The sequence below is a fragment of the Pseudomonas sp. SWI36 genome, from assembly GCF_002948105.1.
GTDB classification, from domain to species: Bacteria; Pseudomonadota; Gammaproteobacteria; order Pseudomonadales; family Pseudomonadaceae; genus Aquipseudomonas; species Aquipseudomonas alloputida.
The window spans coordinates 91325-113405 of record NZ_CP026675.1 but is presented as its reverse complement, the minus strand read 5'-3'; the positions used below and the strand labels follow the sequence as shown (position 1 = coordinate 113405).

Genomic DNA, 22081 nt, shown 5'->3' with positions numbered 1-22081 from the left:
TTTTATTACCTGCTTGCGTCAAGCTACGGCGAAGTAGTGCTTGACGAACGACTCGCTCAAAATCTCCCACAGCACCGGCGTGCCCTTGGTTACGAACCAGGCGTCACCGGCTTTGTAGCGAGTGATCTGGCCTGTGGACTCGTCAGTCAGCTGGATTTCGCCTGTTACGATTATCGCCTGCTCGTTGAACGGGTAAACCATGCGGAATTTGCCGCGCGTGGTGCCAAAGTAAGCGCTGCTGACGGGGTCGGTCGGCGCTCCGTGGGTCATTTTGCCAAAGGCTTTGACTTCGCCTTCGAGGATTTCCGAGCCCAGATCGGCAACGGTGCCCCAGGCATCGAGTTCGGACAGTTGTATGCCTTGCTTGGCGGCAGTGAGGGTCATGGCAGTTCTCCAGTGGGTGAAAGATACGGTCAGCGGCGGCCGTTGAAATAGCCCGAAAGCTGGTGCACGGTCTTGCCGGCGGTGAGTAGCAGAGGGCGGAAATGGTCCTTGCCGAGGATCCGTGCGTGTTTGACCGAACTGATCAGGTCGTAGCGCGATGAGCCTTCGTGCATGCCCTCGGCGAGAATCTTGCAAATGATGTGGCTGGGCGTGACGCCAAAGCCCGAATAACCCTGAACGTAAAATGCGTTGGGGCGATTGCTGAGTGTGCCGATCTGCGGGAACAGGTTGGCGCTTGTGGCCATTGGACCGCCCCAGGCGAGGTCGATCCGCACATCCTTGAGGTAGGGGAAAATCTTCAGCATCAAGGCACGGTTCCAGGCCTTGAGGTCCAGCGGGATGTGCTCGATGAACGGCGTGGCGGCTCCGAACAGCAAGCGGTTCTCGCGGGTGACCCGGTAGTAATCGATCACCGGGCGGATATCACTGTAGGCGCCGCGGATCGGGCTGATACGCTGTATCAGTTCTTCCGGCAGTGGCTCAGTCATCATCTGGAAGGCGTAGGTGTTGATGGTGCGTGCGTGCAGCTCCGGTTCTATTTTGTTGAGGAAGCTGTCGCAGGCCCACAGCAGCTTGCTGGCTCGCACCGAGCCGCGGCCGGTGCGCACCTTGATACGCTCGCCGTAGGTCACCTCCAGCGCCGGGCTGTGTTCAAAGATGCGTGCGCCGTGGCCTATCAGGGCCTGGGCTTCGCCCAACAGCAGATTGAGCGAGTGCACGTGGCCGCCGCCCATGTGCAGCAGGGCGCTGCTGTAAGCGTCGCTGCCGATGATCTGCTTCACCTCGGCGCCACCCAGAAAGCGGATCTCGTCATGGGTGTTGATCGACTTGAAGTCTTTTTCCCATGCTCGCAGGGTCTTTTCCTGGCGTTTGTTGAAGCCCATGTAGCCATAGCCGTGGCAGAAGTCCGCATCAATGTTGTAGCGGGCAATGCGCTCTTTGATGATGCCGGCGCCCAGTTCACTGATCTCGAAAATCCGCTTCAGCCCCTGGTCACCGACGCTGCTTCTGATTTTTTCCAGATCATGACCAATGCCGGCCATGATCTGCCCGCCATTGCGCCCGGTACCGCCAAAACCCAGGTAGCGGGCTTCGAGCACCACAACATTGGTGACGCCTTTTTCTGCCAGTTCCAGTGCTGTGTTGATACCCGAGAAGCCGCCACCGATGACCACGACATCGGCGTCGATGTCGCTTTCCAGGGTGGGGAAGCTAAGGTTGTACTTTTTGGTCGCGGTGTAGTAGGTCGGGGTCTCGATGTTGATCATGACGCAGCCTGCTGAATTGGAATTGTGATAGGGCCTTTGCCGAAGCAGTGCAAGTGGTGCCATTGAGCACCTAACGATCGGTAGGCGTCTTGCCTGAGCCTGCCACGGCGTTTGATCTGCGTGCCAGGGCGCAGTGTAGGAGGAGGCTTGACGTGCGTCGCAGTCTCCTTGATCATGAATGTCATGAATATGTTAATCAATCTACCACGTTACCGCCGCTACGCCACCTCAAGCTGAGGCGGTCGTGACTGCGTGCACGTCATCCGCCCGGGGCGGCTGGACGTGTGTCTCGCTCCTCGGGCTTACCCAGGAGTTATCATGAGCGACCTACATTCCGACCTGATCGGCCACCTGCAAGCCAGGGGCTTCATTCACCAGAGCACTGACCTCGAAGGACTACGCTCTCATCTGCGCGATGGACCGCGCACGTTCTACCTGGGCTTTGATGCCACAGCCGACAGCCTGCATGTCGGGCACCTGCAGGGTTTGATGCTAATGCGCTGGCTGCAGAAGGCTGGGCACCGCCCGATCCTGCTGATCGGTGGCGCGACCACGCGCATCGGTGACCCAAGCTTCCGGGACGAGAGCCGTCCGGTACTCGATGAGGCGCAGATTCAGGCCAATATCGCTGGCATCACGCGCACCTTCGGGCGCTACCTGCGTTTGGGTGAGGGGGAGGGCTTAGTGGTCGACAACGCGCAGTGGCTCGATGGTATCGGCTATCTGCGGTTCCTCGACCAGGTTGGGCGTTACTTCTCGATCAACCGCCTGTTGACGTTCGACTCGGTGCGCCAACGCCTGGACCGGGAACACTCGCTATCATTTCTGGAGTTCGGTTATACCCTGCTGCAGGCCCATGACTTTACCGAGCTGGCGCGTCAGCACGACTGCACGCTGCAATTGGGCGGTGCTGACCAGTGGGCCAACATCATCAATGGCGTCGAGCTGGCCCGGCGCCGTGATCAGCGTCAGTTGTTCGGTCTGACCATGCCGTTATTGACCAATAGCGATGGCAAGAAAATGGGCAAGTCGCTCAACGGCGCAGTCTGGCTTGACGAGCGTCGCCTGCCGAGCTTCGACTTCTGGCAGTTCTGGCGCAATTGCGATGATCGGGACCTTCCGCGCTTTCTGGCCCTGTTTACAGAACTTTCGCTGGAGCGGATCGCCGAACTCACGCGCGAGGGTGGTGCGGCCTTGAACCAGGCCAAGGCTTTGCTGGCCGATGAGGTGACAGCCCTGGCGCACGGCGCTGAGGCAGCCAAGGCTGCGCGAGAGGCCGCCAGTGGCGTGTACGGGGACGGCATCGGCGCTGGGTTGACCACTATTACCGTAGCCCGCAGCACGCTGCAGGTCTTGAGCCTGGCCGAGGTACTGGTGCAGGCCGGTCTGCAACCATCGCGTGGTGCGGCAAGGCGACTGGCGGAGGGTGGTGGCTTGCGCCTGGATGGTGAGGTGGTGCTATCAGTGGACGCCGATTTACCGCCTGGCCAGCATCAATGGCGCCTGAGCTTGGGCAAGAAGCGCCATTACCACTTGCTTATCGAGTAATTGGTTAATGTATTAATGAGCGCGTGCTGGCATACTCGCCGGCACGCTTTTTATCGACGAGCCCCCCGTACGCATGACCACGCCACGTCCCTCCCTTACGCTCACGCTGCTCCAGGCTCGCGAAGCCACCATGGCGTTCTTCCGCCCCGCGCTGAACGCCCACGAGCTGACCGAACAGCAATGGCGAGTCATTCGTATCCTGCGACAGCAGGGTGAGTTGGAAAGCCATCAGTTGGCAGAGCTTGCCTGTATTCTCAAACCGAGCATGAGCGGCGTGCTCAAGCGCCTTGAGCGCGACGGTATAGTCGCGCGGCGCAAGTCTTCTGAAGACCAACGCAGGGTGTTCATCAACCTCACGGTCAAGGGGCAGCAGGTTTTTTTGGCCATGAGCGAGGAAATGGGCCGCAACTACGACAAGATCCTCAGTCAGTTCGGCGAGGAAAAGCTTCAGCAACTGACCCGGCTGCTCGAAGAGATGAAGAAGATCAAGCCGTAGGCCCGTGTGACTGCCCCTCGTCTCAGCGGTTCAGCGACAATGAGTCGTCAAGGATTTTCAACAGCGATGCCGCACGCCGTGCATAGACGGCGGGGTCGGCATACATCAGTTCCACATGCAGGCTGTCGATGATGCCCAAGTAGGCATCGGCATAGACCTCCAGGCGTGTGCTTGCCAGGTCAGCCCAGCTATAGTGCGCATGCAGCGCTTGGCAAAAACCTTCGCGCACGCCCTCCAGATATCGCTCGAACCCTGAGGTGACGGCCTCCTTGATATCGATCGGAGGTAGAAACGCGGTGCGCAGGATGAAACGCAGGTTCTGTGATTGTTGGTAGCGCTCGGCAAGGTGAAGCACCAGCCAGTGCCCAGGCGCTACCGCGCCCGCCGTCTCCTCTCGAAAAGCGCTCTCGACGAATTGGGTCTCAACTTCCAGCGCACGCTGAAACGCTTCCAGGAACAATGCATCCTTGTTCGCGAAGTGCGCGTAGAGCGAGGCTTTACGCATGCCAGCCAGCTGAGCGATCTCATTCAACGAGGAGGCGTCGTAACCGAATGCCGCGAAGTGGCCGACGGCGGCGTCGCAGATTCGTGCCGCAGAGGGGGAAAGCGCTTTCAACCAGGTCACTCCATCAATGGCGCGGGTAGGCCACGCGCGCTTCGAGGAGGATTGTGGTGGCGACTGGGGCAGGGGTCAATCGCTTCGAAGTGAACCCAGGGCCGATACCATGGAAAGTACAATTTTCCCCTCGTAACGTGCATTTCTCGACACCTGCCTCCGCCACATACTGAACGTGTCATTGAGACTATTCGGCTGCCCGCTGCCGCGCAGGGGGTTGCACGCTGGTTATCCAATAATAAAGAGACCGTTCATGAAAAAGCCAAATCCTTTGCTGGAAGACCTCAAAGCCATCCTGCCGGCGATTGCTGCAAACGCGTTCAAGGCTGAGCAAAACCGCAGTGTGCCAGCAGAGAACATCACCTTGCTCAAAAGTATCGGCATGCATCGCGCTTTCCTGCCCAAGCAGTACGGTGGCCTGGAAATTTCCTTGCCGCAGTTCGCCCAGTGCATCGCGTTGCTGGCCGGCGCGTGCGCCAGCACCGCTTGGGCTATGAGCCTTCTGTGCACCCACAGCCACCAGATGGCGATGTTCCCGGCCAAGTTGCAGCAGGATGTATGGGGTACTGACCCGGACGCCACGGCCAGCAGCAGCATTGCGCCTTTCGGCCGTACCGAAGAGGTGGAAGGTGGTGTGACTTTCAGTGGTGAAATGGGCTGGAGCTCCGGCTGCGACCACGCCGAGTGGGCGATTCTCGGCTTCCGCCGGCCCAATGCCGAAGGCACCCAGGATTACTGCTTCGCGGTTCTGCCCCGCAGCGACTATGAAATCCGTGACGACTGGTATGCAGTGGGCATGCGCGGCAGCGGCAGCAAGACGCTGATCGTACGCGGCGCTTTCGTGCCCGAGCACCGCATCCAGAAGGCCAAGGACATGATGGAAGGCAAGTCCGCCGGCTTCGGTATGTACCCGGACAGCAAGATTTTCTTCGCTCCGTATCGCCCTTATTTTGCCAGCGGCTTCTCTACTGTCAGCCTGGGCATTGCCGAGCGCATGCTGGAGGTATTCCGCGAGAAAACCCGCAACCGGGTTAGGGCCTACACCGGTGCGGCGGTCGGTGCCGCCACGCCCGCCCTGATGCGCCTGGCTGAGTCCACCCACCAGGTGGCTGCCGCACGGGCGTTGCTGGAAAAGAGCTGGGACGAGATTGCGCAATACAGCGAACGTCATGAATACCCATCGCGCGCTACCTTGGCGTTCTGGCGCACCAACCAAGGCTACGCGGTGAAAATGTGCATCCAGGCGGTCGATCGCCTGATGGAAGCAGCCGGTGGTGGCGCTTGGTTCGAGACCAATGAACTGCAGCGACTGTTCCGTGATTCGCACATGACCGGTGCCCATGCCTACACCGACTATGACGTCTGCGCACAGATCCTTGGCCGCGAACTGATGGGCCTGGAGCCTGACCCGGCGATGGTTTGACCGCCGCCCGGCTAATCCCCCGCAACAACCACAACAACAAACAGTGGCAGGCCCGTTCGGCCTGCCCGGGAGTCTTGCATGTCCAATTCAACCTCTGTGACCGATTTCGATACCCGTGCCTTCCGCCGTGCCTTGGGTAATTTCGCGACTGGCGTGACCGTGGTTACCGCAGCCGGGCCGAGTGGCCGCAAGGTCGGTGTCACCGCCAACAGCTTCAACTCGGTGTCACTGGACCCCGCATTGATCCTCTGGAGTATCGATAAACGCTCCACCAGCCATGAGGTTTTCGAGGAGGCTTCGCACTTTGCAGTGAACATCCTCGCGGCTGATCAGATTGACCTGTCCAACAATTTCGCACGTCCCAAGGAAGATCGTTTCGCCGGCATCGAGTACGAGGAAGGGGCCGGTGGTGCGCCGCTGTTCGCCGACTGTGCGGCGCGTTTCCAGTGTGAGAAGTTCCAGCAACTGGACGGCGGCGATCACTGGATCCTGGTCGGCAAGGTCGTAGCCTTCGATGACTTTGGCCGCTCTCCGCTGCTTTACCATCAAGGTGCTTACTCGATGGTACTGCCGCACACCCGCATGACCCAACGGGCCGACGGGCAGGCGCCGAGCAGTAACTTCCAGGGCCGTCTGCAGCACAACCTGTACTACTTGATGACTCAGGCCCTGCGTGCCTACCAGGCCGACTATCAGCCACGGCAATTGTGCACTGGCCTGCGCACCAGCGAAGCCCGCATGTTGATGGTGCTGGAGAACGATGCTGGCCTCAGCTTGAACGACTTGCAGCGCGAAGTCGCGATGCCCGCGCGTGAGATTGAGGAGGCCGTAGCCAACCTCAAGCGCAAGGGTTTGATCGCTGACGACGACGGTCGTGTGCGGCTGTCTGTAAAAGGGGTGGATGAAACCGAAGCACTGTGGGGCATCGCTCAGGAGCAGCAGGACAAGGTGTTCGGGCAGTTCGGTGCTGAGCAACTGGAGACCTTCAAGACCGTACTCAAAGCCATTATCCAGATGTAACCATGGCCTTGAACGAAAACGGCGCCCATCGGGCGCCGTTTTCGTTTCTAGCGATAGCGAAGGTTCAGTACACACCGCCTCCGACACTGTTGAACACCGGCGTATCCTTGAACTTGCCCGCCAGGTCCCGCAGCCCGCGCATTAGCACGGTGGTATCGACGCCGACTGCGACAAAGGCGGCACCCAGTTCGATGTAACGACGTGCCAGCTTCTCATCGGCACTGAGAATGCCCGCCGCCTTGCCGGCCTTACTGATTCGCACAATGGCATTTTCGATTGCTGCCTGCACTTCAGGGTGCCCCGGATTGCCACGATGGCCCATGGCCGCGCTGAGGTCGGCTGGGCCGATAAACACGCCGTCGACACCGTCCACTGCGACGATTTCCTCCAGATTGGCCAGACCCTCCTTGTTCTCGATTTGAACCAGCAGGCACATCTGCGCGTCCGCGTGGTCCAGGTAGCCGGCGATGCTGTTCCAGCGCGACGCCCGCGCCAGTGCACTGCCCACACCACGTACGCCGGTCGGCGGGTAATGCACGGCCTTGACCAGTTGTCGCGCCTGCTCGGCAGTTTCGACCATCGGTACCAGGAGGGTTTGAGCACCGATATCCAGCACTTGCTTGATCAGTGCGGTATTGCCGATCACCGGGCGTATCACGGCCTGGCTAGGGTAGGGGGCCACTGCCTGTAACTGCGCGAGCATGCCGCGCAGGTCGTTGGGTGCATGTTCACCATCGATCAGCAGCCAGTCGAAGCCAGCATTGGCGGCCAGTTCTGCGCAGTAGGCATCGGCCAGGCCGAGCCACAGGCCGATCTGGGCCTGGCCGCTGCGCAGGCGTTGTTTGAAATGGTTGATAGGCATGTCCATGGTCAGTCCTCAGACGAAGCGGCAGGCGATCGAGCCGAGCATGTCGTAGTCGACGTGGAAGGTGTCCCCAGGACGAGCGGCGACCGGGCGAGTGAAGGAGCCGCCGAGGATGATCTGGCCAGGCTGCAGGGTGACGTCGTACGGCGCCAGCTTGTTGGCCAGCCAGGCGACACCTTTGGCGGGGTGATTGAGCACAGCGGCACTCACACCGGACTCCTCGATCACACCATTGCGGTACAGCACCGCCGGAACCTTGCGCAGGTCAATGTCGGTAGGGCGCACGGCCCGCCCGCCCATGACCACGCCAGCATTGGCGGCGTTGTCGGAAATGGTGTCGAACACCTTGCGGGTTACCTGGGTCTGCGGGTCGACCTGTTGGATACGGGCGTCGATAATCTCCAGTGCCGGGATCACCCACTCAGTGGCTTCCAGTACATCGAACACGGTGACGTTGGGGCCCTTAAGCGGCTTGCCCAGGATGAACGCCAGCTCCACCTCGACTCGCGGCACGATGAAGCGATCGAAGGGAATGTCGCTGCCTTCGTCGAACAGCATGTCGTCGAGCAAGGCACCGTAGTCGGGTTCAGTGATGTTCGACGACACCTGCATGGCGCGCGAGGTCAGGCCAATCTTGTGGCCGACCAGCTTGCGGCCAGCGGCGATCTTCTTGGCTACCCAGGCGCGCTGGATGGCGTAGGCGTCTTCGATGGTAATCGCTGGCTGCTCAAGAGAGAACTGGCGGACCTGCTCACGAGAGCGCTCGGCTTGGTCGAGGCGTTCGGCGGCCTGCTGGATGAAAGCGTTATCAAGCATGATGACAATCTCTGTGTTCAAGGGTTGACGATGGCGGCCCGGGTGCGCAGCACCAGCAGGCCACCGAGGGTGATGAAGCAGGCGAGCGCGTAGAGTGCGAGACTTGCGCTTTGCGTGGTGTCGCGCACCCACCCGATGAAATAGGGCGCCGCGAACGAGGCGATGCTGCCCAGTGAACTGATCAGGGCAATACCGGCAGCTTGGGTGCGGGCATTGAGGAACGCTGGCGGTAATTGCCAGAACATCGGCAAGGCCGCGCTGGCTCCCATGCCCGCTAACACCAGCCCGCCCAGTACTGGCCACGGTTGCTGAGGCGCCAAACCGCTGATGGCGATGCCGGCTGCGGCCATCAGCAGTGGCACGCACAGGTGCCAGCGGCGCTCGCGCTGGCGGTCGCTGGAACGGCCGCACGCGAGCATGAACACGCAGCCGGCCAGGTAAGGGATAGCGCTGAGCAGGCCGACGCTCGCGTCGCTGTCGATGCCAGCGCCATGAATCAGGCTGGGCATCCAGAAGGCCAATGTGTTGACCGCCAGCATCACTGCGCAGTACACCGCCACCAGCAGCCAGATCGCTGGGCTGGAGAGGATGCCGCCCAAAGATGTCACGGTTTTGCGCTGCTCTTCGCGGCCGAACTGGGCGCGCAATGCAGCCTTCTGCCGGTCGTCGAGCCAGTGCACCCGCTCGAAGTGTTCAGGCAGTGCAGCCAGTACCACCAGCCCCAGCAGCATCACTGGCGCGCCTTCCAGTAAAAACATCCACTGCCAGCCGCGCAGGCCAGCTGCCTCGTGCATGAATGCCAGGATCGCCCCTGACAACGGCCCGCCAACCACCCCGGCCAGTGGCACGGCGATCGCGAACAACGCGGTGACCTGAGCCCGGCGCCCAGCGGGGTACCAGCGATTGAGGTAGACCAGGATGCCCGGAAAGAACCCTGCCTCGGCAGCCCCCAGCGCGAAGCGCAGCAGGTAGAACGCGCTGCTGCTCTCGATCAGCAGCATGCTGGCCGACAGCGCGCCCCATACCACCATCAATGTGGCGATCCAGCGGCGTGGGCCGAAGCGTTCAAGCATCAGGTTGCTAGGCACCCCGAACAAGGCATAGGCAATGAAAAACAGCCCGGCGCCCAGCCCGTAGACCGTGTCGGACAGCTGCAGGTCCTGGCTCATCTGCATCTTGGCAAAGCCGATGTTGATGCGGTCGAGGTGGGCGAACAGGTAGCAGATCAGCAGTAACGGCATCAGTCGCCAGGTGACCGCGCGGTGGGTCGCGTCGGCCAGTTCGGTCTGAGTCTGGGCCGGCGAGGCATGTTCGAGTGTGCTCATGTTTTTTGTACTTGTTGTGTGATGAGGCAGCGGGCGACCTGGACTCAGGCCGGGCGGTTGAACAGGGGGTGCAAGGTGCTGTGTTTGGCGTCGTAGATCTGCTGGGTGCTTTCATCGATCTGCAGGGTGATGCCGATCGGGCGTTGGCGCAGCAGCTCATCCAGACGTTGCTTCAACACCTGCAGCAAGTTGTCGCCGACCGCTTTATGTACAGCGGGGCTTCGGCCACTGCCCATGCGCAGGTTGGCGTACAAGAAGCCGTAGTCGCCGTTGCCGTCTGCCACTGCGCAATGGGCGGCAGGGTAGGCGAGTACGCGGGTGCCACCGGTTGGGAAGACCGCCTTGCCGGCTGCGTCGTGCTGTTCGAGCATGCAGTCGGCCAGGGCGCGGCACAGACCGGGGATGTCGGCATCGGCTTCCAGGTCAGGGGTGTAGAGCAGAACCAGGTGTGGCATGAGGTGCCTCCTTGTGGCGAGGGCACCAGGCCGCCAAGCGGTGGCCTGGCAGGTGGGTCAGAGTCGGCTGGTGGAAACCACAGTCGCCGGATTCGCTGCTTGCGCAGGCGGTATGGTCGAGCCGTCCTGAGGCGTGATCGGGAAGATAGCGTTGATCTGCCCGGTACCGGATGATCCGAAGTACGGGGTCACAACCTCGGCCTTGCCGTCGTACTTCGACCAGCCGAGTACACCCAACAGCATCGCCGTGTCGTGCATGAACCCTTCGCCGTGGCCCTTGGCCGCGTATTCAGGAAGCATCCCGCAGAATTCCTCCCATTCGGCGTTCTCCCACATTTTCACCACACGGTGATCCAGGGTTTCGAGGAACGGGCTCCAGACTTTGGTGGCAAAGTCTGGCGCCTGGCCGTTCTGGGCGAAGCGGTGGGACAGCGAGCCACTGGCAAGGAACGCCACGGTGCCGTCGTAGTGGTCTTCCACTGCCTTGCGCATGGCCCAGCCGAGGCGGGCGCTGTCGGCCAGATAGTGCGACGTGCACAGCGCCGAGACTGAAATCACTTTGAAGTGCTGGTCCTGGTTCATGTAGCGCATCGGAACCAGGGTGCCGTATTCAGGGCCCAAGGTAGTGGCGTGGTGGGCCATGGTCTCGACGCCGAGGCGATTGCAGGCATCGCTCAGGATCAGGCCCAGTTCCTTGTTGCCGGGGAACTCATAGGCCATGTTGCTGATGAAGTGCGGCAGTTCGTTAGAGGTGTATACCCCCTCGAAATGCTCGCCGCAGAGGATGTGGTAGTTGGCATTGACTAGCCAGTGGGTGTCGAACACGACGATGGTGTCCACACCCAGCTCACGGCAACGGCGGCTGATCTCGTAATGCCCGTCGATCGCGGCCTGGCGAAATCCCTGGCGAGGGCCAGGCATTTCCGATAGGTACATGCTGGGCACGTGAGTGATCTTTGCCGCTAGGGCCACTTTACCCATGATCAGACTCCTTATTGTTGTAGACCCCACGACGCCGGGCGGATCAGGCTGTCGTCAGAACATTGGCCCGCCCGGCGCGTTGGGTTGACAGTCACACGCCCCAGCGCGGGATGTGGTGGCTACCCATGGAAATGCACACGTTCTTGATTTCGGCGAACACTTCGAAACTGTACTGTCCGCCTTCGCGGCCGGTGCCCGAGCCTTTCACACCACCGAACGGCTGACGAAGATCGCGCACGTTCTGGCTGTTGATGAACACCATGCCGGCCTCAATGCCGCGGGCCAGGCGGTGAGCCTTGCCAATGTCCTGGGTCCAGATATAGGAGGCCAGGCCGTACTCGGTGTCGTTGGCCAGTTGCAGTGCTTCGGCTTCGTCCTTGAACGGGATCAGGCAGACCACTGGGCCAAAGATCTCTTCCTGGGCGATGCGCATCTTGTTGTTCACGTCGGCGAACACGGTCGGCTGGACGAACTGCCCTTTAGCCAGATGTGCGGGCAGGTTGGCTGGACGCTCAAGGCCGCCTGCAACCAGGCGTGCGCCTTCTTCCATGCCGATCTTGATGTAGCCCGTGACCTTGTCGTAGTGCGCTTGCGTGATCATCGAGCCAACCTGGGTTTTCGGGTCGGTTGGGTCGCCGACAATCAGGCGTTTGGCGCGGGCTGCGAACTCGGCGACGAACTGCGGGTACACGCTTTCCTGGATGAAGATGCGGCTGCCGGCAGTGCAGCGTTCGCCGTTCAGCGAGAAGATGGTGAACAAGGCTGCGTCCAGCGCGCGCTCAAGATCGGCATCTTCGAAAATCAGCACGGGCGATTTGCCGCCCAGTTCCATCGAGTACTTCTTCAAGCCCGCGGTCTGCATGATCTTCCGACCGGTGGCGGTACCGCCGGTGAAGGAGATGGCGCGTACGTCCGGGTGGCGGACCAGCGCGTCACCGGCGGTGGCGCCGTAGCCCTGGATCACGTTCAACACGCCATTCGGAATGCCGGCTTCTACTGCCAGGCGGCCCAGCTCATTCGCCGTCAGCGGCGACAGTTCGCTCATCTTCAGTACCGCAGTGTTGCCCAATGCCAGGCACGGCGCGGTTTTCCAGGTGGCGGTCATGAACGGTACGTTCCAGGGCGACACCAGGCCACACACACCCACAGGCTGGTACAGGGTGTAGTTGAGCATCTGGTCGTCGACCGGGTAGGTGTGGCCGTCCATGCGCGTGCACACTTCGGCGAAGAAGTCGAAGTTGTGCGAGGCACGCGGGATCAGCACGTTCTTGGTCTGGTGGATCGGCAGGCCGGTGTCCAGCGTCTCCAGTTCGGCCAGTTTCGGCACGTTCTGGTCAATCAGTTCACCCAGCTTGTGCATCAGGCGGGCGCGTTCCTTCGCCGGCGTGTTGGCCCACTTCGGGAAGGCATCCTTCGCCGCAGCTACGGCCTGGGCAACTTCCTCGGCGCCGCCACTGGCGACTTCGCCGATGGCCTCGCCAGTGGCAGGGTTGTAGTTGACGAAGGTGTCTTTGCTCTCGACCTCACGGCCGTTGATCCAATGTTTGATCATGCTGCTCATGCCTTGTTGTTCTTGAAGAAGTCAGCTTCGCTGACGATGCGGTTGACCAGGCGTCCGACGCCTTCCACTTCCACCACCACTTCATCGCCCGGCACCACGTCGGCCAGGCCTTCTGGCGTACCAGTGGCGATCATGTCGCCCGGTTGCAGGGTCATGAAGCTGGAGAAGTATTCGATCAGGTACGGAATGTCGAAAATCATGTCCGCGGTGGTGCCTTCCTGCTTCAGCTCACCGTTGATCCAGGTGCGTAGCTTCAGGTTGCTCACATCTGGCACTTCGGCTGCGTCGACGATCCACGGGCCAACCGGGGTGGTGGCGTCGCGGTTTTTCACCCGCAGGTTGGGGCGGTAGTAGTTTTCCAGGTAGTCGCGGATGGCGTAGTCGTTGCACACGGTGTACCCGGCCACGTACTCCATGGCGTTCTCACGCTTGACGTTCTTCGCCGGCTTGCCGATGACAGCCACCAGTTCACACTCGTAGTGCATGTACTCGACGTTGTCCGGGCGCCAGGTGACCTGGTTATGTCCGGTGTAGGTGCCGGGGGACTTGATAAACGCCAGCGGCTCGGTGGGTGGAGCGAAGGCGAGTTCTTTGGCGTGGTCGGCGTAGTTCAATCCGAGTGCGAACATGCTTCCATTTGCCGGTGGCAGCCACTCGACCTGCCGCTCACCAAGCACTCGGCCGTCGGCCAGACGAACGGTGTTGTCGGCTTCGACGGTGACAGCATGAACGCTGCCTTCAAAACGGATACGCGCGTGTTTCATGCTGGCTCCCCCGGCTCGGCAATGATGGTGTTGGCCAGGCGGCCAAGGCCAGTGATCTCGACTTCGACGAGGTCACCAGGATGGACGTCGACACGCCCCTCCGGAGTGCCGGTGATCAGTACATCGCCCGCGTGCAAGGTCATGAACTCGCTCAATTCGGCGATCAGCTGCGGGATGCTACGCACCAGGTTGGCGGTAGTGTTTTCCTGCACTACAGCGCCGTTCACATAGAGCTTGAGGGTCAGTTGGTGCGGGTCAGCGACTGCGGAAACCGGGATCAGGTCGGGACCAATGGAGCAGAAGCCGTCGCGGCACTTGGCCTTGACCGCAGGGCGGTAGTAGCTGTCTTCCGGCAGGCTGTACTCATTGACGATGGTGAAGCCGGCCACGTGGGTCATCGCATCGTCGGCACTCACCCGGGTGGCGTCTTTGCCGATCACCACGCCCAAGGCCGGGCCTGGTTGCAAGCGTTCACCGGCTGGGTGGATTACGTCGCGACCGTGGGCATTACGGGTGTTGGGCGTCTTGATGAAGAGCACCGGCTTGACCGGCGCCTGTTTGTATGGCGGCTTCTCGAATTCGGCCAGACGCTGCTGTAGCAGACCGTTGTAGTTCAGCGCTACGCCGAACACGGTACCGTTCGCAACGTCATGCAACGCATGGCTCATGCTTTTCTCCTGGCGGTGGTGGAGCAGCATGCTGCTCCGCAAAATCATTAATGTGTTAATGTTATAGTTAATATGTTAACGATGGTCAAGGCTTCCCTTGTAGCTCCCGCTTGGCGGGTGCACCATGAGCCTTGGCAATTTGGGTCAAGTCACTGGCGGACAACCAGCAATGAGCAATCGGCATCCCATTCCGAACATCAACATCGGTCAGGTCTACGACCAGCGCTACAGTGAGAGCGAGGTGCACCACGACCGGCTGGGCAACCTCGCCGGATTTTTCGGACGCAACATGCCGGTGCACCGCCACGATCGCTTCTTTCAAGTGCACTACGTGAAGTCCGGCACTGTGCGGGTTTATCTGGACGACCAGCAGTTCATCGAATCGGGGCCGATGTTCTTCCTTACGCCACCGACCGTGACTCACTCTTTCGTCACCGATCCGGACAGCGACGGGCATGTACTCACGGTACGCCAGCAGTTGGTTTGGCAATTGATCGAGGCAGATGCCAGCCTGTTGCCGACGGGAATGCAGGTGCGGCCGGCTTGTGTGGCGCTGGCCAACGTGCCGGTGGCGGATCAGGCCGAGGCACGGCGCCTGGAAACCTGGCTGGAGGCGCTCAGCGATGAATTCGCCAGCTCTAATCCGGGACGTGATGCGGCGCTGCAATCGCTCACGCGGCTGATCATGATCAGCTTGTTGCGGCTTTGCCCCAACTCGCGTGAGGCGACTCCGGCCCGTCATGAAGACTTGAAGATATTCCATCGCTTCAACGCGCTGATCGAGGCGCACTATCTTGAGCATTGGCCGCTGGCGAGCTATGCCGCAGAGATCGGGGTGACTGAAGCGCGGCTCAACGACATTTGCAGGCGAATCGCCGATCTGCCATCCAAACGCCTGGTGCTGGAACGGCTGATGCAGGAGGCCAGACGCTTGCTGCTTTTCTCCGGCAGTTCGGTGAATGAAGTCTGCTATCAGCTCGGGTTCAAGGACCCGGCCTATTTCAGCCGTTTCTTCAATCGGTATGCGGGAGTCACACCGGGCGAGTATCGGCAGCGGCAGGCGGAGTTGCAGTGAGGTGGCCACGTGGCGATACCTGCAAGGAATTGTCGTTGTTTGAGAGCGATGCTCGCAGCTTGCAGGGCGGGCTTGAATGGGTTTTCCGTGGAAGAGATTGCACTTTCCATAGGCTGGGGCAGTTGTCGCACTCGTCATATGTCCCTAATCTTGGCACCTGGATCAAATAGCACAGGCTTTACTCATGACCGAGACTCGCCCTTCACTGACGCTGAGCTTGCTACAGGCCCGCGAAGCCGCAATGGCATTTTTCAGGCCGCTGCTCAATGAGCACGATCTGACAGAGCAGCAATGGCGGGTTATTCGCATCCTGCAGCAGCAGGGCGAGTTGGAAAGCCACCAGCTGGCGCACTTGGCTTGCATTCTCAAGCCGAGCATGACCGGGGTTCTCAGCCGCCTGGAGCGGGATGGGCTGGTGTGCCGACGCAAGGGCACCGAAGATCAACGTCGAGTGTTCGTGACGCTGACCGACTCCGGCCGCGCGAGTTTCGATGCCATGCGTGAAGGAATGGAAGCCAACTACCGCAAAATCCAGGCGCAGTTCGGTGAAGATAAACTTCAGCAACTGTTGCAGTTGCTTAACGAGCTCAAGCGCGTTGAGCCGTGAGCCCGGCCTGGGTTGATCAATCCAGAGGTCAGGGCTGATCACCTGCGAGCAATTGATAACTGCGCAGTCGGTCTTCGAAGCGATGGGTAACGGTGACGATGCCGATTTCATTGCATTCGAAGTCTCGCGCAAATTCGGCAATCCTGCGTCGGCAGGTCTGCGCGGAGCCCACCACCATACCCGCCAGGGTTTCATCGTAGTTGGCACGTTCAACGTGGTTCATCTGCATGTAGCGTTGCTGCACCTCGGCTGGACTGAGGAGAACCTCGCGTGGCGTCCTGCCGGCGCTAAGTTTCCGGTACACCGCAGTGCCGGCGATGTAACGGGCCTCCTCATCCGTACTCGCGCAGATAGCCGCGACCGCTAGAAGACGGGGGGGAGGGCTGACCCGTGCAGCACGCTGCCATGCCCCTCTGTGATCGTCAAAAATCCGCGGCATGCAGGCGCTTGGGGTGATGAACTGCGCCAGGGCCAAGCCCATCCCCAGTTGACCGGCCAGTTGGGAACTGCCACCGCCAGAACCCAGCATCCAAAGCGAGGGCATCGACTCGGTCGGCAAATCGAAGGTGAGGACGTCATAAGCGTGACCGGTGGGGAGGCCGTCTCGCAGAAATGCACACAGCATGGCGGCCTGAGTAGGGAACTGATCGACATCCGGCACGAAGCTTGGCACGGCCAGCGCGTGGCTGCTCAAGGCGCTGCCGCCGGGCGCGCGTCCGATGCCAAGATCTATCCGACCAGGAAAAAGTCCGCCGAGCAATGCAAAGGTCTCCGCCACTTTATAGGGGCTGTAGTGGCTCAGCATTACTCCGCCGCTGCCAACGCGCATGCTGCGAGTAGCGCTGGCGATACGGGTGATGAGGATCTCCGGCGCCGTGCCGCTGAACTGGATACTGTTATGGTGCTCTGCCAACCAGTAGCGGTGGTAGCCGAGCCGTTCGCATTCGATGGCCAGCTCCAGCGACAGCCCAGGTGCAGTGAGAAGGGTGTGGTGCTGATGAACCGGTGATTGGTCAATTACGGACAGGAGCAGAGTCACAGGCGATACTCGTCGGGAGATCATTAAATTGTTAACTATTTTGCCGCTTTGAAGGCAGAATGTTAAGAAGTTATCGAATTCATCTCGCATGACGGAGCACTGATGTTGAGTAACCCTAGTCGTCTGATCGTCCTGCTCGCCGCTCTTGTGGCGTTCGCCCCCCTGTCAATCGACACTTACCTGCCGAGTCTGCCGACCATTGCGGCTGACCTAGGTGCAAGCTCCAGCAGTGTGCAACTCACCATCGGCGCGTTTCTCGCCGGATTGTGCGTTGGCATGCTCTTTCATGGCCCATGTTCCGACCGCTTCGGTCGGCGGCCGGTTTTGGTGTGGGGCATGGTGCTGTATCTGGGGGCAACAGTCGGTTGTCTGCTGGCAGACAATATCGAAGCACTGATTGGCTGGCGCTTCTTGCAGGCGTTGGGTGGTGCTGCTGCGTCAGTGTTGGCTCGAACGATCGTGCGTGACGTTTTCTCGATCGGTCAGGCGGCGCGTACGCTATCGCTCATGCACCTGGTCACCATGTTGGCGACGCTCGTCGCACCCTTGGCAGGTGGTTTATTGATGCAATTGCACAGCTGGCGAAGCATCTTTGCCGCATTGTTCGCTTTCGCCGCGGTATGCCTGCTCGCTAGCCTTCGCTATATACCTGAGACTCATCCTGCCGAGCGGCGCGTCGGTTCGCTCGGTACAGCACTGGCCGGATACTGGCAGATCGCGTGCAACGCCCAGGCGCTCGCTTACATCTTGTGCATGGGCTTGTCGTTCGGCGGTATGTTCGCATTCATCACCGCGTCTCCCTATGTGTACATCGAATACTTTCAGATTTCGCCTCAAGGCTACGGCTGGCTCTTCGGACTGAACATTTTCGGAGTGATCATCGTGACGCTCATTAATGCGCGTCTGGTGACGCGTTTCGGACCACTGGCAATGCTGGGCGCTGGTGCGGCGATCGTCAGCGTTGCGGTGCTTGGACTCGGTGTGGTGGCAAGTACTGAGGCGCCTGGTCTGATCGGGATCGTGCTGCCGGTGGTGTTGTTTGTGAGTGTCACTGGCTTGATGGGCGCCAACTGTGTGGCTAGCTTGCTGAAGCTGTTCCCCAACAATGCTGGCGCCGCCGCCGGGCTGGCGGTATCCAGCCAGTTCGCCCTCGGTGCGGCATTCAGCGCATGGGTGGGTAGTTTGGCTGATGGCTCGCCCCGCCCGATGTGCTGGGTGATTGCAGCAGCAGGGGCGGGTTCGGTGCTCTGTTATGTGTGGCTCAGAGCGCGCTCAAGGACAGCTAAGCAGAGGCGAGCAGCCTGATCGCCAGACTCAGACTTTAAAGCGTCCGAGCAGTGTCTGCTGGCCAACAGCAAGAACATTCAGTTGCTGGCTGATGGCCGATGATTGCTCGGCCTGCTCCGACAATTCGCTCACTACTTCGTTGACGGCTTCGACGTTACGGCTGATCTCCTCGGCAACGCTACTTTGCTCTTCAGCAGCGCAGGCGATCTGGGTGTTCATATCGGTGATGGTACCGACTGCCTTGCGAATTTGATCAAGCGCCTGGAGCGCCTGGCGCGTTTGTTCAACATTACGGTGCGCTTGGTCATTGCTCTGCTGCATGGATTGACTGAGGTCATGGGTACCTTCGCGGAGGTTCTCGATGAAGCCCGCGATCTCACCCACAGAGGCTTGTGTACGCATTGCCAATGCTCTGACCTCGTCCGCTACGACAGCGAAGCCGCGCCCGGCATCGCCTGCCCGGGCTGCCTCAATGGCGGCATTAAGCGCAAGCAGGTTGGTTTGCTGGGCGATGGATAGAATCACGTCGAGCACTGACCCGATCCGCTCGCTGCTCACCGCCAGGCTGCGCAAACGCTCCATGGCTTCGGCCATCCCGACGGCGAGCGCATTTATATTCTGAACCGACTGCTCGATCACCTGCGCGCCAGTCCCCGTGGCTTGCTCGGCATAACGTGCAGCATCTGCCGCGCGTGCCGCACCTTCAGCCGCAGCCTGAGCGGTTGCTGACATTTCCTGAATAGCAGTAGCCATTTGCTCGATTTCCGTGGCTTGTTGGTGCATGCCACGGCTGGTTTCAACCGCGATAGTCTGCGATTTGTCGGCAGTACTGCGAGTATCGTGGACGGCCTGCTGGGCCTGGGCGATGACGGGTTGAAGTCGATTAAGGAAGAGGTCAAAGGCACCGCATAAATGGCCTAGCTCATCACGGCCGCTGTACGCCAGACGTCGCGTGAGATCTCCGTCGCCATCGGCGATGGCATGCAGCAGCTCGGCGACGCGTGAAATCGGGCGGGTCACGCTGCGAGAAGCCCATCCCATAATCAATACCCCTGTCAGCGTCAGCAGCAAACCTAGGCCGACTGCAACACCGAGGCTTTTCACCTGTTGCGCCTGCATTTGCTCATTCAAACGTTGCAGCGGGGCCTCAAGAACCCGTGAGGGTACTGATACTTGGATTAGCCAGGGGAGGGCGTCGGCAATCGGCGCGAAGGGGACGGTAACGTTGAGGTAGCCTGAGTGGGCTTGCAAAGCCTTCAGCGTGCCGAGACGCTGCGGCTGGCCGGTGTCGGCCGCTACCACGCCCGCAGGGCTCAGAATCGACAACATGCCTCGCCCTTCGTAAAGGCCTGCACTGGCCGCCGCGGCTTCCTCCTGAAGCTTGTCCAGCGCAATATCCAGCCCTAACACGCCAAGCAATTGCCCGCTGACGATGAGCGGTACGGTCACACTGGTCACCAGTCGACGAGTGCCGCTTGAGTCGTCCAGGTAGGGTTCCAATACGCACGGCTGCAAACTTTTGCGCGAGCAGACGTAGAAGGCGTTAGCGGAGGCTCCGGTAGGACCGATTGATGTATCGGCCAATAGGGATTCGTCGGCCGAAACCGCTTGAAGCTGCCCAGGTGTTGGTTGTAGCCAATATTGGGTAAAGCGGCCACGGTCGTTTCCGCCTAGCGCCGTCTGACCTGCGAAATCTGCGTCATGTCCGTCCAGCGCGTTCGGTTCGAATATTACGAACAGGCCAAGCACGTCCCTGCGTTCGCCAATGGCATCATGCAGCAACCTGGAGAGCTCCTGACGCATGACAATGGCGGCGGCAGAATCGCTTGTGGTCTGCGCACGCAGATGGAGGAGATGCCGAGCTACGCCTTGCGCAAATTCGAAGCTCTGGCCAAATCGCTGTTGGATCTTCAGCGCTTGCACTTGCCCTTCGGCCTGCAACGTGTCTTGGGCCGCCGTACGCAAAAGATCGCCCGACGTGCTGGCGATGCTTTGTACGTCGCTACGGCGCTGCTCCTGTGATAGCCAAGCTAGTATTCCCACGACGGACACCAGACAGATGCTGCTCAATAACGTGATCTTGATCCGAATACTTAAATTCATAGTTTCTCTTGCCACCTAAGCCGAACCGCTCAGTGAAAGGTACCGGGACTGACAACCAAACCCTATAGGCTCATACCCTATGGCAGGGGCGCTCAAATGTACGGCAGGCGTGGACAAGTCGCCGTTCGGTGTATCAAAAGTGGCTACAACTCATCTGGCCTGATTGGAGTTGGCATGACTACGGGTAAGGAACGCCGGTTAAAGCGCTGGGAGCATGAAGCGGTAGTCGAAGCGGTGCAGATCCGATTGGAGCATGATCCAGGAAAGATGAAGGTTCGTCGGCAGACGATGGAGCATCCGTTCGGAACGCTCAAATATTGGATGGGAAGCACTCACTTCCTGACCAAAACCCTAACAAGGGGAAGCACCGAAATGAGCCATCACGTGCTTGCCTACAATCTCAAACGAATGATGAGCCTCTTTGGCATCGCTGGACTGATTGAAGCGATCAGGACTTGAGGCCAAGCATTTTTTGCGTCCGTATACGGCTATTCGGGCCGCTGCCGCGGCCCAAATAGCGCAGGCCGCGTCTGGTGCCCGACTCAGGTAGATCAGCACTTAGATCTGCTGAATTGACAGGGTGCTCCAGCTTCTTTCGCAACTCGACGTACTGACTTGCGTTTTCACTCAGCCTGGACTCATGACGGCCTCTTGCGTAAGACAGCTACCGGCTAGAAGCGGACCTCAACGCTCGATACTTCAATCAGCCTTCACCCTCACGGCGCTCACTTGCCAACCCGGTAAAGTGCAGCTACTGTCAGCTCTATGAATCAACCACGAATTGCCTTGACCACGACCGTCACGACCGCCAGAGGCTGGTCGTGAGGGGTTGCGTGAGCCAATAACGCACGAACTTCAAAGGCCCGCCAGTGATGGAAAGGGCCTTTTCTTTTGCCCTTGTGTCGCTGGCCAATATGCAAGGGAAAGCATTATGTATGCACTGTTGATTCTTGATATGCAGGCTGGATTGTTTTACGGCCCGGATAAGCCATGGGCTGGCGAAGCGCTGCTAGACACATTGAATAATTTATTGAGTAAAGCCCGAAGTGCAGGAGCACCCATTTTTCTCGCCCGCCATATTGGTCCACCTGGGTCGCCAATCGAGCCTGGAAGCCCGTTGACGCAACTGGTGCAGGCGCTGGTGTTACAAGGCGACGAAGTGATTTTCGAGAAAAGCCGACCTAACGCGTTCTCCAAGACCGCCCTGGCCGATCGGTTACGGGATTGTGGAACTCAGGGTGTGGTCATTACCGGAATGAAAACCCAATACTGTGTGGATAGCACCTGCCGCGCCGCACGAGATCTTGGATTCGATGCAGTGCTGATCGCCGATGGCCATACCTGCACCGACACCCCTGCCCTGAAGGCCGAAGAGATTGTCGCTCATCACAATGCGACCCTCGCGGGACCATTCTGTCGTGTCGTACGCGCCGAGGACTGGTGTTTCTAACTGCCATCGCCAGACGGTTCGATTCCGACCTCGGCCTCCACCATTCGAAAGCCCCGCAGATTAACGTTTGCGGGGCTTTTCTTTATGAGTCCACAAAAGCCACGAGTTCGGTAACTTCTGGCATGGAGTTCCGAAACCTCTTGGCCAACCTTGAGTCGCGGTACTGCGCGATCAGGGCCGGCGTGCTGGGGGCCATTGATGTCTAGTCAAACACTAAGCGCAGCTGCTTGAGCTCGTAGATGTTGGCGGATGACCAGCTTGCGCTCGTCG

General features: G+C 60.0%; 20 protein-coding genes and 3 pseudogenes. 9 read left to right on the top strand and 14 right to left on the bottom strand.

Translation table 11 applies throughout. The annotated features are described in order from the left end of the window. Positions 1 to 18: 18 nt before the first annotated feature. Entirely contained in the window at positions 19 to 384 is a 366-nt protein-coding gene (locus C4Q27_RS00650; RefSeq protein WP_104886242.1) for a cupin domain-containing protein, read from the bottom strand. A 29-nt stretch (positions 385 to 413) separates the two neighbouring features. Continuing rightward, positions 414 to 1712, bottom strand: a complete 1299-nt coding sequence (locus tag C4Q27_RS00645; protein ID WP_104886241.1) for an FAD-binding oxidoreductase — start codon at positions 1710 to 1712, stop codon at positions 414 to 416. A gap of 318 nt (positions 1713 to 2030) precedes the next feature. Here C4Q27_RS00645 and tyrS point away from each other — a divergent pair, with 318 nt between their 5' ends. After that, positions 2031 to 3260 (top strand): tyrosine--tRNA ligase, encoded by a 1230-nt coding sequence (tyrS, locus tag C4Q27_RS00640; protein ID WP_104886240.1) that lies wholly within the window; start codon positions 2031 to 2033, stop codon positions 3258 to 3260. Positions 3261 to 3333: 73 nt separating this feature from the next. After that, positions 3334 to 3756: a homoprotocatechuate degradation operon regulator HpaR gene (gene hpaR / locus C4Q27_RS00635; protein WP_028634146.1), complete on the top strand. Its 423-nt coding sequence runs from the start codon at positions 3334 to 3336 to the stop codon at positions 3754 to 3756. A 22-nt stretch (positions 3757 to 3778) separates the two neighbouring features. Here hpaR (C4Q27_RS00635) and C4Q27_RS00630 read toward each other — a convergent pair whose 3' ends face one another. After that, on the bottom strand, positions 3779 to 4372 hold the full coding sequence (locus tag C4Q27_RS00630) for a TetR/AcrR family transcriptional regulator (RefSeq protein WP_177409982.1): 594 nt from the start codon (positions 4370 to 4372) through the stop codon (positions 3779 to 3781). A gap of 253 nt (positions 4373 to 4625) precedes the next feature. Between C4Q27_RS00630 and C4Q27_RS00625 the strand changes: the two genes are divergently transcribed. Together C4Q27_RS00625 and C4Q27_RS00620 are read left to right on the top strand one after the other, a co-directional pair. Further along, positions 4626 to 5795, top strand: a complete 1170-nt coding sequence (locus C4Q27_RS00625) for a p-hydroxyphenylacetate 3-hydroxylase oxygenase component (RefSeq protein ID WP_104886238.1) — start codon at positions 4626 to 4628, stop codon at positions 5793 to 5795. Positions 5796 to 5873: 78 nt separating this feature from the next. Further along, entirely contained in the window at positions 5874 to 6815 is a 942-nt protein-coding gene (locus tag C4Q27_RS00620; protein WP_104886237.1) for a p-hydroxyphenylacetate 3-hydroxylase reductase component, read from the top strand. A 64-nt stretch (positions 6816 to 6879) separates the two neighbouring features. On the opposite strand, the gene hpaI is transcribed toward C4Q27_RS00620, so the two are convergent. From hpaI to C4Q27_RS00580, 8 genes are all read right to left on the bottom strand, one after another. Further along, positions 6880 to 7683, bottom strand: coding sequence for a 4-hydroxy-2-oxoheptanedioate aldolase (gene hpaI, locus C4Q27_RS00615; protein WP_104886236.1), 804 nt, complete (start codon positions 7681 to 7683; stop codon positions 6880 to 6882). 9 nt (positions 7684 to 7692) lie between these two features. Next, positions 7693 to 8496 carry a 2-oxo-hept-4-ene-1,7-dioate hydratase gene (gene hpaH, locus C4Q27_RS00610; RefSeq protein WP_104886235.1) on the bottom strand — a complete coding sequence of 268 codons (804 nt, stop codon included), beginning with the start codon at positions 8494 to 8496 and terminating at the stop codon, positions 7693 to 7695. 17 nt (positions 8497 to 8513) lie between these two features. Then, positions 8514 to 9821: an MFS transporter gene (locus C4Q27_RS00605; RefSeq protein ID WP_104886234.1), complete on the bottom strand. Its 1308-nt coding sequence runs from the start codon at positions 9819 to 9821 to the stop codon at positions 8514 to 8516. A 44-nt stretch (positions 9822 to 9865) separates the two neighbouring features. Next, positions 9866 to 10276: a 5-carboxymethyl-2-hydroxymuconate Delta-isomerase gene (locus C4Q27_RS00600; protein ID WP_104886233.1), complete on the bottom strand. Its 411-nt coding sequence runs from the start codon at positions 10274 to 10276 to the stop codon at positions 9866 to 9868. Positions 10277 to 10333: 57 nt separating this feature from the next. Continuing rightward, positions 10334 to 11257 carry a 3,4-dihydroxyphenylacetate 2,3-dioxygenase gene (gene hpaD / locus C4Q27_RS00595; RefSeq protein ID WP_104886232.1) on the bottom strand — a complete coding sequence of 308 codons (924 nt, stop codon included), beginning with the start codon at positions 11255 to 11257 and terminating at the stop codon, positions 10334 to 10336. 91 nt (positions 11258 to 11348) lie between these two features. Further along, positions 11349 to 12809: a 5-carboxymethyl-2-hydroxymuconate semialdehyde dehydrogenase gene (gene hpaE / locus C4Q27_RS00590; protein WP_104887828.1), complete on the bottom strand. Its 1461-nt coding sequence runs from the start codon at positions 12807 to 12809 to the stop codon at positions 11349 to 11351. A 5-nt stretch (positions 12810 to 12814) separates the two neighbouring features. After that, complete coding sequence (locus tag C4Q27_RS00585; protein WP_104886231.1) at positions 12815 to 13582, bottom strand: fumarylacetoacetate hydrolase family protein; 768 nt, start codon at positions 13580 to 13582, stop codon at positions 12815 to 12817. Next, positions 13579 to 14250 (bottom strand): fumarylacetoacetate hydrolase family protein, encoded by a 672-nt coding sequence (locus tag C4Q27_RS00580; RefSeq protein ID WP_104886230.1) that lies wholly within the window; start codon positions 14248 to 14250, stop codon positions 13579 to 13581. The genes C4Q27_RS00585 and C4Q27_RS00580 overlap by 4 nt, the downstream gene beginning before the upstream one ends. 169 nt (positions 14251 to 14419) lie before the next feature. Here C4Q27_RS00580 and hpaA point away from each other — a divergent pair, with 169 nt between their 5' ends. Next, the gene (gene hpaA, locus C4Q27_RS00575) at positions 14420 to 15325 is read left to right on the top strand and encodes a 4-hydroxyphenylacetate catabolism regulatory protein HpaA (protein WP_104886229.1); all 906 of its coding nucleotides are present in this window, start codon (positions 14420 to 14422) and stop codon (positions 15323 to 15325) included. A 184-nt stretch (positions 15326 to 15509) separates the two neighbouring features. Further along, on the top strand, positions 15510 to 15932 hold the full coding sequence (gene hpaR, locus C4Q27_RS00570) for a homoprotocatechuate degradation operon regulator HpaR (RefSeq protein ID WP_104886228.1): 423 nt from the start codon (positions 15510 to 15512) through the stop codon (positions 15930 to 15932). A gap of 28 nt (positions 15933 to 15960) precedes the next feature. On the opposite strand, the gene C4Q27_RS00565 is transcribed toward hpaR (C4Q27_RS00570), so the two are convergent. Then, on the bottom strand, positions 15961 to 17061 hold the full coding sequence (locus C4Q27_RS00565; protein ID WP_198748039.1) for an MsnO8 family LLM class oxidoreductase: 1101 nt from the start codon (positions 17059 to 17061) through the stop codon (positions 15961 to 15963). A gap of 12 nt (positions 17062 to 17073) precedes the next feature. Between C4Q27_RS00565 and C4Q27_RS00560 the strand changes: the two genes are divergently transcribed. After that, on the top strand, positions 17074 to 18276 hold the full coding sequence (locus C4Q27_RS00560) for a Bcr/CflA family multidrug efflux MFS transporter (protein ID WP_104886226.1): 1203 nt from the start codon (positions 17074 to 17076) through the stop codon (positions 18274 to 18276). Between the two features lie 9 nt (positions 18277 to 18285). Here C4Q27_RS00560 and C4Q27_RS29925 read toward each other — a convergent pair. Together C4Q27_RS29925 and C4Q27_RS29920 are read right to left on the bottom strand one after the other, a co-directional pair. Further along, positions 18286 to 18879 (bottom strand): annotated as a pseudogene (locus C4Q27_RS29925) (methyl-accepting chemotaxis protein); the annotation flags it as partial. 312 nt (positions 18880 to 19191) lie between these two features. Further along, positions 19192 to 20061 (bottom strand): annotated as a pseudogene (locus C4Q27_RS29920) (chemotaxis protein); the annotation flags it as partial. 477 nt (positions 20062 to 20538) lie between these two features. On the opposite strand from C4Q27_RS29920, the pseudogene C4Q27_RS00550 reads away from it, so the two are divergent. Both C4Q27_RS00550 and C4Q27_RS00545 read left to right on the top strand, forming a co-directional pair. Then, positions 20539 to 20820, top strand: a pseudogene (locus C4Q27_RS00550) (IS5/IS1182 family transposase); the annotation flags it as partial. A 472-nt stretch (positions 20821 to 21292) separates the two neighbouring features. Then, positions 21293 to 21811 carry a cysteine hydrolase family protein gene (locus tag C4Q27_RS00545; RefSeq protein ID WP_104886224.1) on the top strand — a complete coding sequence of 173 codons (519 nt, stop codon included), beginning with the start codon at positions 21293 to 21295 and terminating at the stop codon, positions 21809 to 21811. Positions 21812 to 22081: the final 270 nt, after the last annotated feature.

Excerpts from the sequence above, each read along its gene's own strand:
- C4Q27_RS00645 (WP_104886241.1), bottom strand. The coding sequence starts at position 1,712 with ATGATCAACATCGAGACCCCGACCTACTACACCGCGACCAAAAAGTAC.
- hpaR (WP_104886228.1), top strand. The coding sequence starts at position 15,510 with ATGACCGAGACTCGCCCTTCACTGACGCTGAGCTTGCTACAGGCCCGC.
- C4Q27_RS00605 (WP_104886234.1), bottom strand. The coding sequence starts at position 9,821 with ATGAGCACACTCGAACATGCCTCGCCGGCCCAGACTCAGACCGAACTG.
- hpaA (WP_104886229.1), top strand. The coding sequence starts at position 14,420 with ATGAGCAATCGGCATCCCATTCCGAACATCAACATCGGTCAGGTCTAC.
- hpaE (WP_104887828.1), bottom strand. The coding sequence starts at position 12,809 with ATGATCAAACATTGGATCAACGGCCGTGAGGTCGAGAGCAAAGACACC.
- C4Q27_RS00620 (WP_104886237.1), top strand. The coding sequence starts at position 5,874 with ATGTCCAATTCAACCTCTGTGACCGATTTCGATACCCGTGCCTTCCGC.
- C4Q27_RS00625 (WP_104886238.1), top strand. The coding sequence starts at position 4,626 with ATGAAAAAGCCAAATCCTTTGCTGGAAGACCTCAAAGCCATCCTGCCG.
- hpaI (WP_104886236.1), bottom strand. The coding sequence starts at position 7,683 with ATGGACATGCCTATCAACCATTTCAAACAACGCCTGCGCAGCGGCCAG.
- C4Q27_RS00585 (WP_104886231.1), bottom strand. The coding sequence starts at position 13,582 with ATGAAACACGCGCGTATCCGTTTTGAAGGCAGCGTTCATGCTGTCACC.
- C4Q27_RS00565 (WP_198748039.1), bottom strand. The coding sequence starts at position 17,061 with ATGCGAGATGAATTCGATAACTTCTTAACATTCTGCCTTCAAAGCGGC.
- C4Q27_RS00545 (WP_104886224.1), top strand. The coding sequence starts at position 21,293 with ATGTATGCACTGTTGATTCTTGATATGCAGGCTGGATTGTTTTACGGC.
- hpaR (WP_028634146.1), top strand. The coding sequence starts at position 3,334 with ATGACCACGCCACGTCCCTCCCTTACGCTCACGCTGCTCCAGGCTCGC.
- tyrS (WP_104886240.1), top strand. The coding sequence starts at position 2,031 with ATGAGCGACCTACATTCCGACCTGATCGGCCACCTGCAAGCCAGGGGC.
- C4Q27_RS00560 (WP_104886226.1), top strand. The coding sequence starts at position 17,074 with ATGTTGAGTAACCCTAGTCGTCTGATCGTCCTGCTCGCCGCTCTTGTG.
- hpaD (WP_104886232.1), bottom strand. The coding sequence starts at position 11,257 with ATGGGTAAAGTGGCCCTAGCGGCAAAGATCACTCACGTGCCCAGCATG.
- hpaH (WP_104886235.1), bottom strand. The coding sequence starts at position 8,496 with ATGCTTGATAACGCTTTCATCCAGCAGGCCGCCGAACGCCTCGACCAA.
- C4Q27_RS00600 (WP_104886233.1), bottom strand. The coding sequence starts at position 10,276 with ATGCCACACCTGGTTCTGCTCTACACCCCTGACCTGGAAGCCGATGCC.
- C4Q27_RS00650 (WP_104886242.1), bottom strand. The coding sequence starts at position 384 with ATGACCCTCACTGCCGCCAAGCAAGGCATACAACTGTCCGAACTCGAT.
- C4Q27_RS00580 (WP_104886230.1), bottom strand. The coding sequence starts at position 14,250 with ATGAGCCATGCGTTGCATGACGTTGCGAACGGTACCGTGTTCGGCGTA.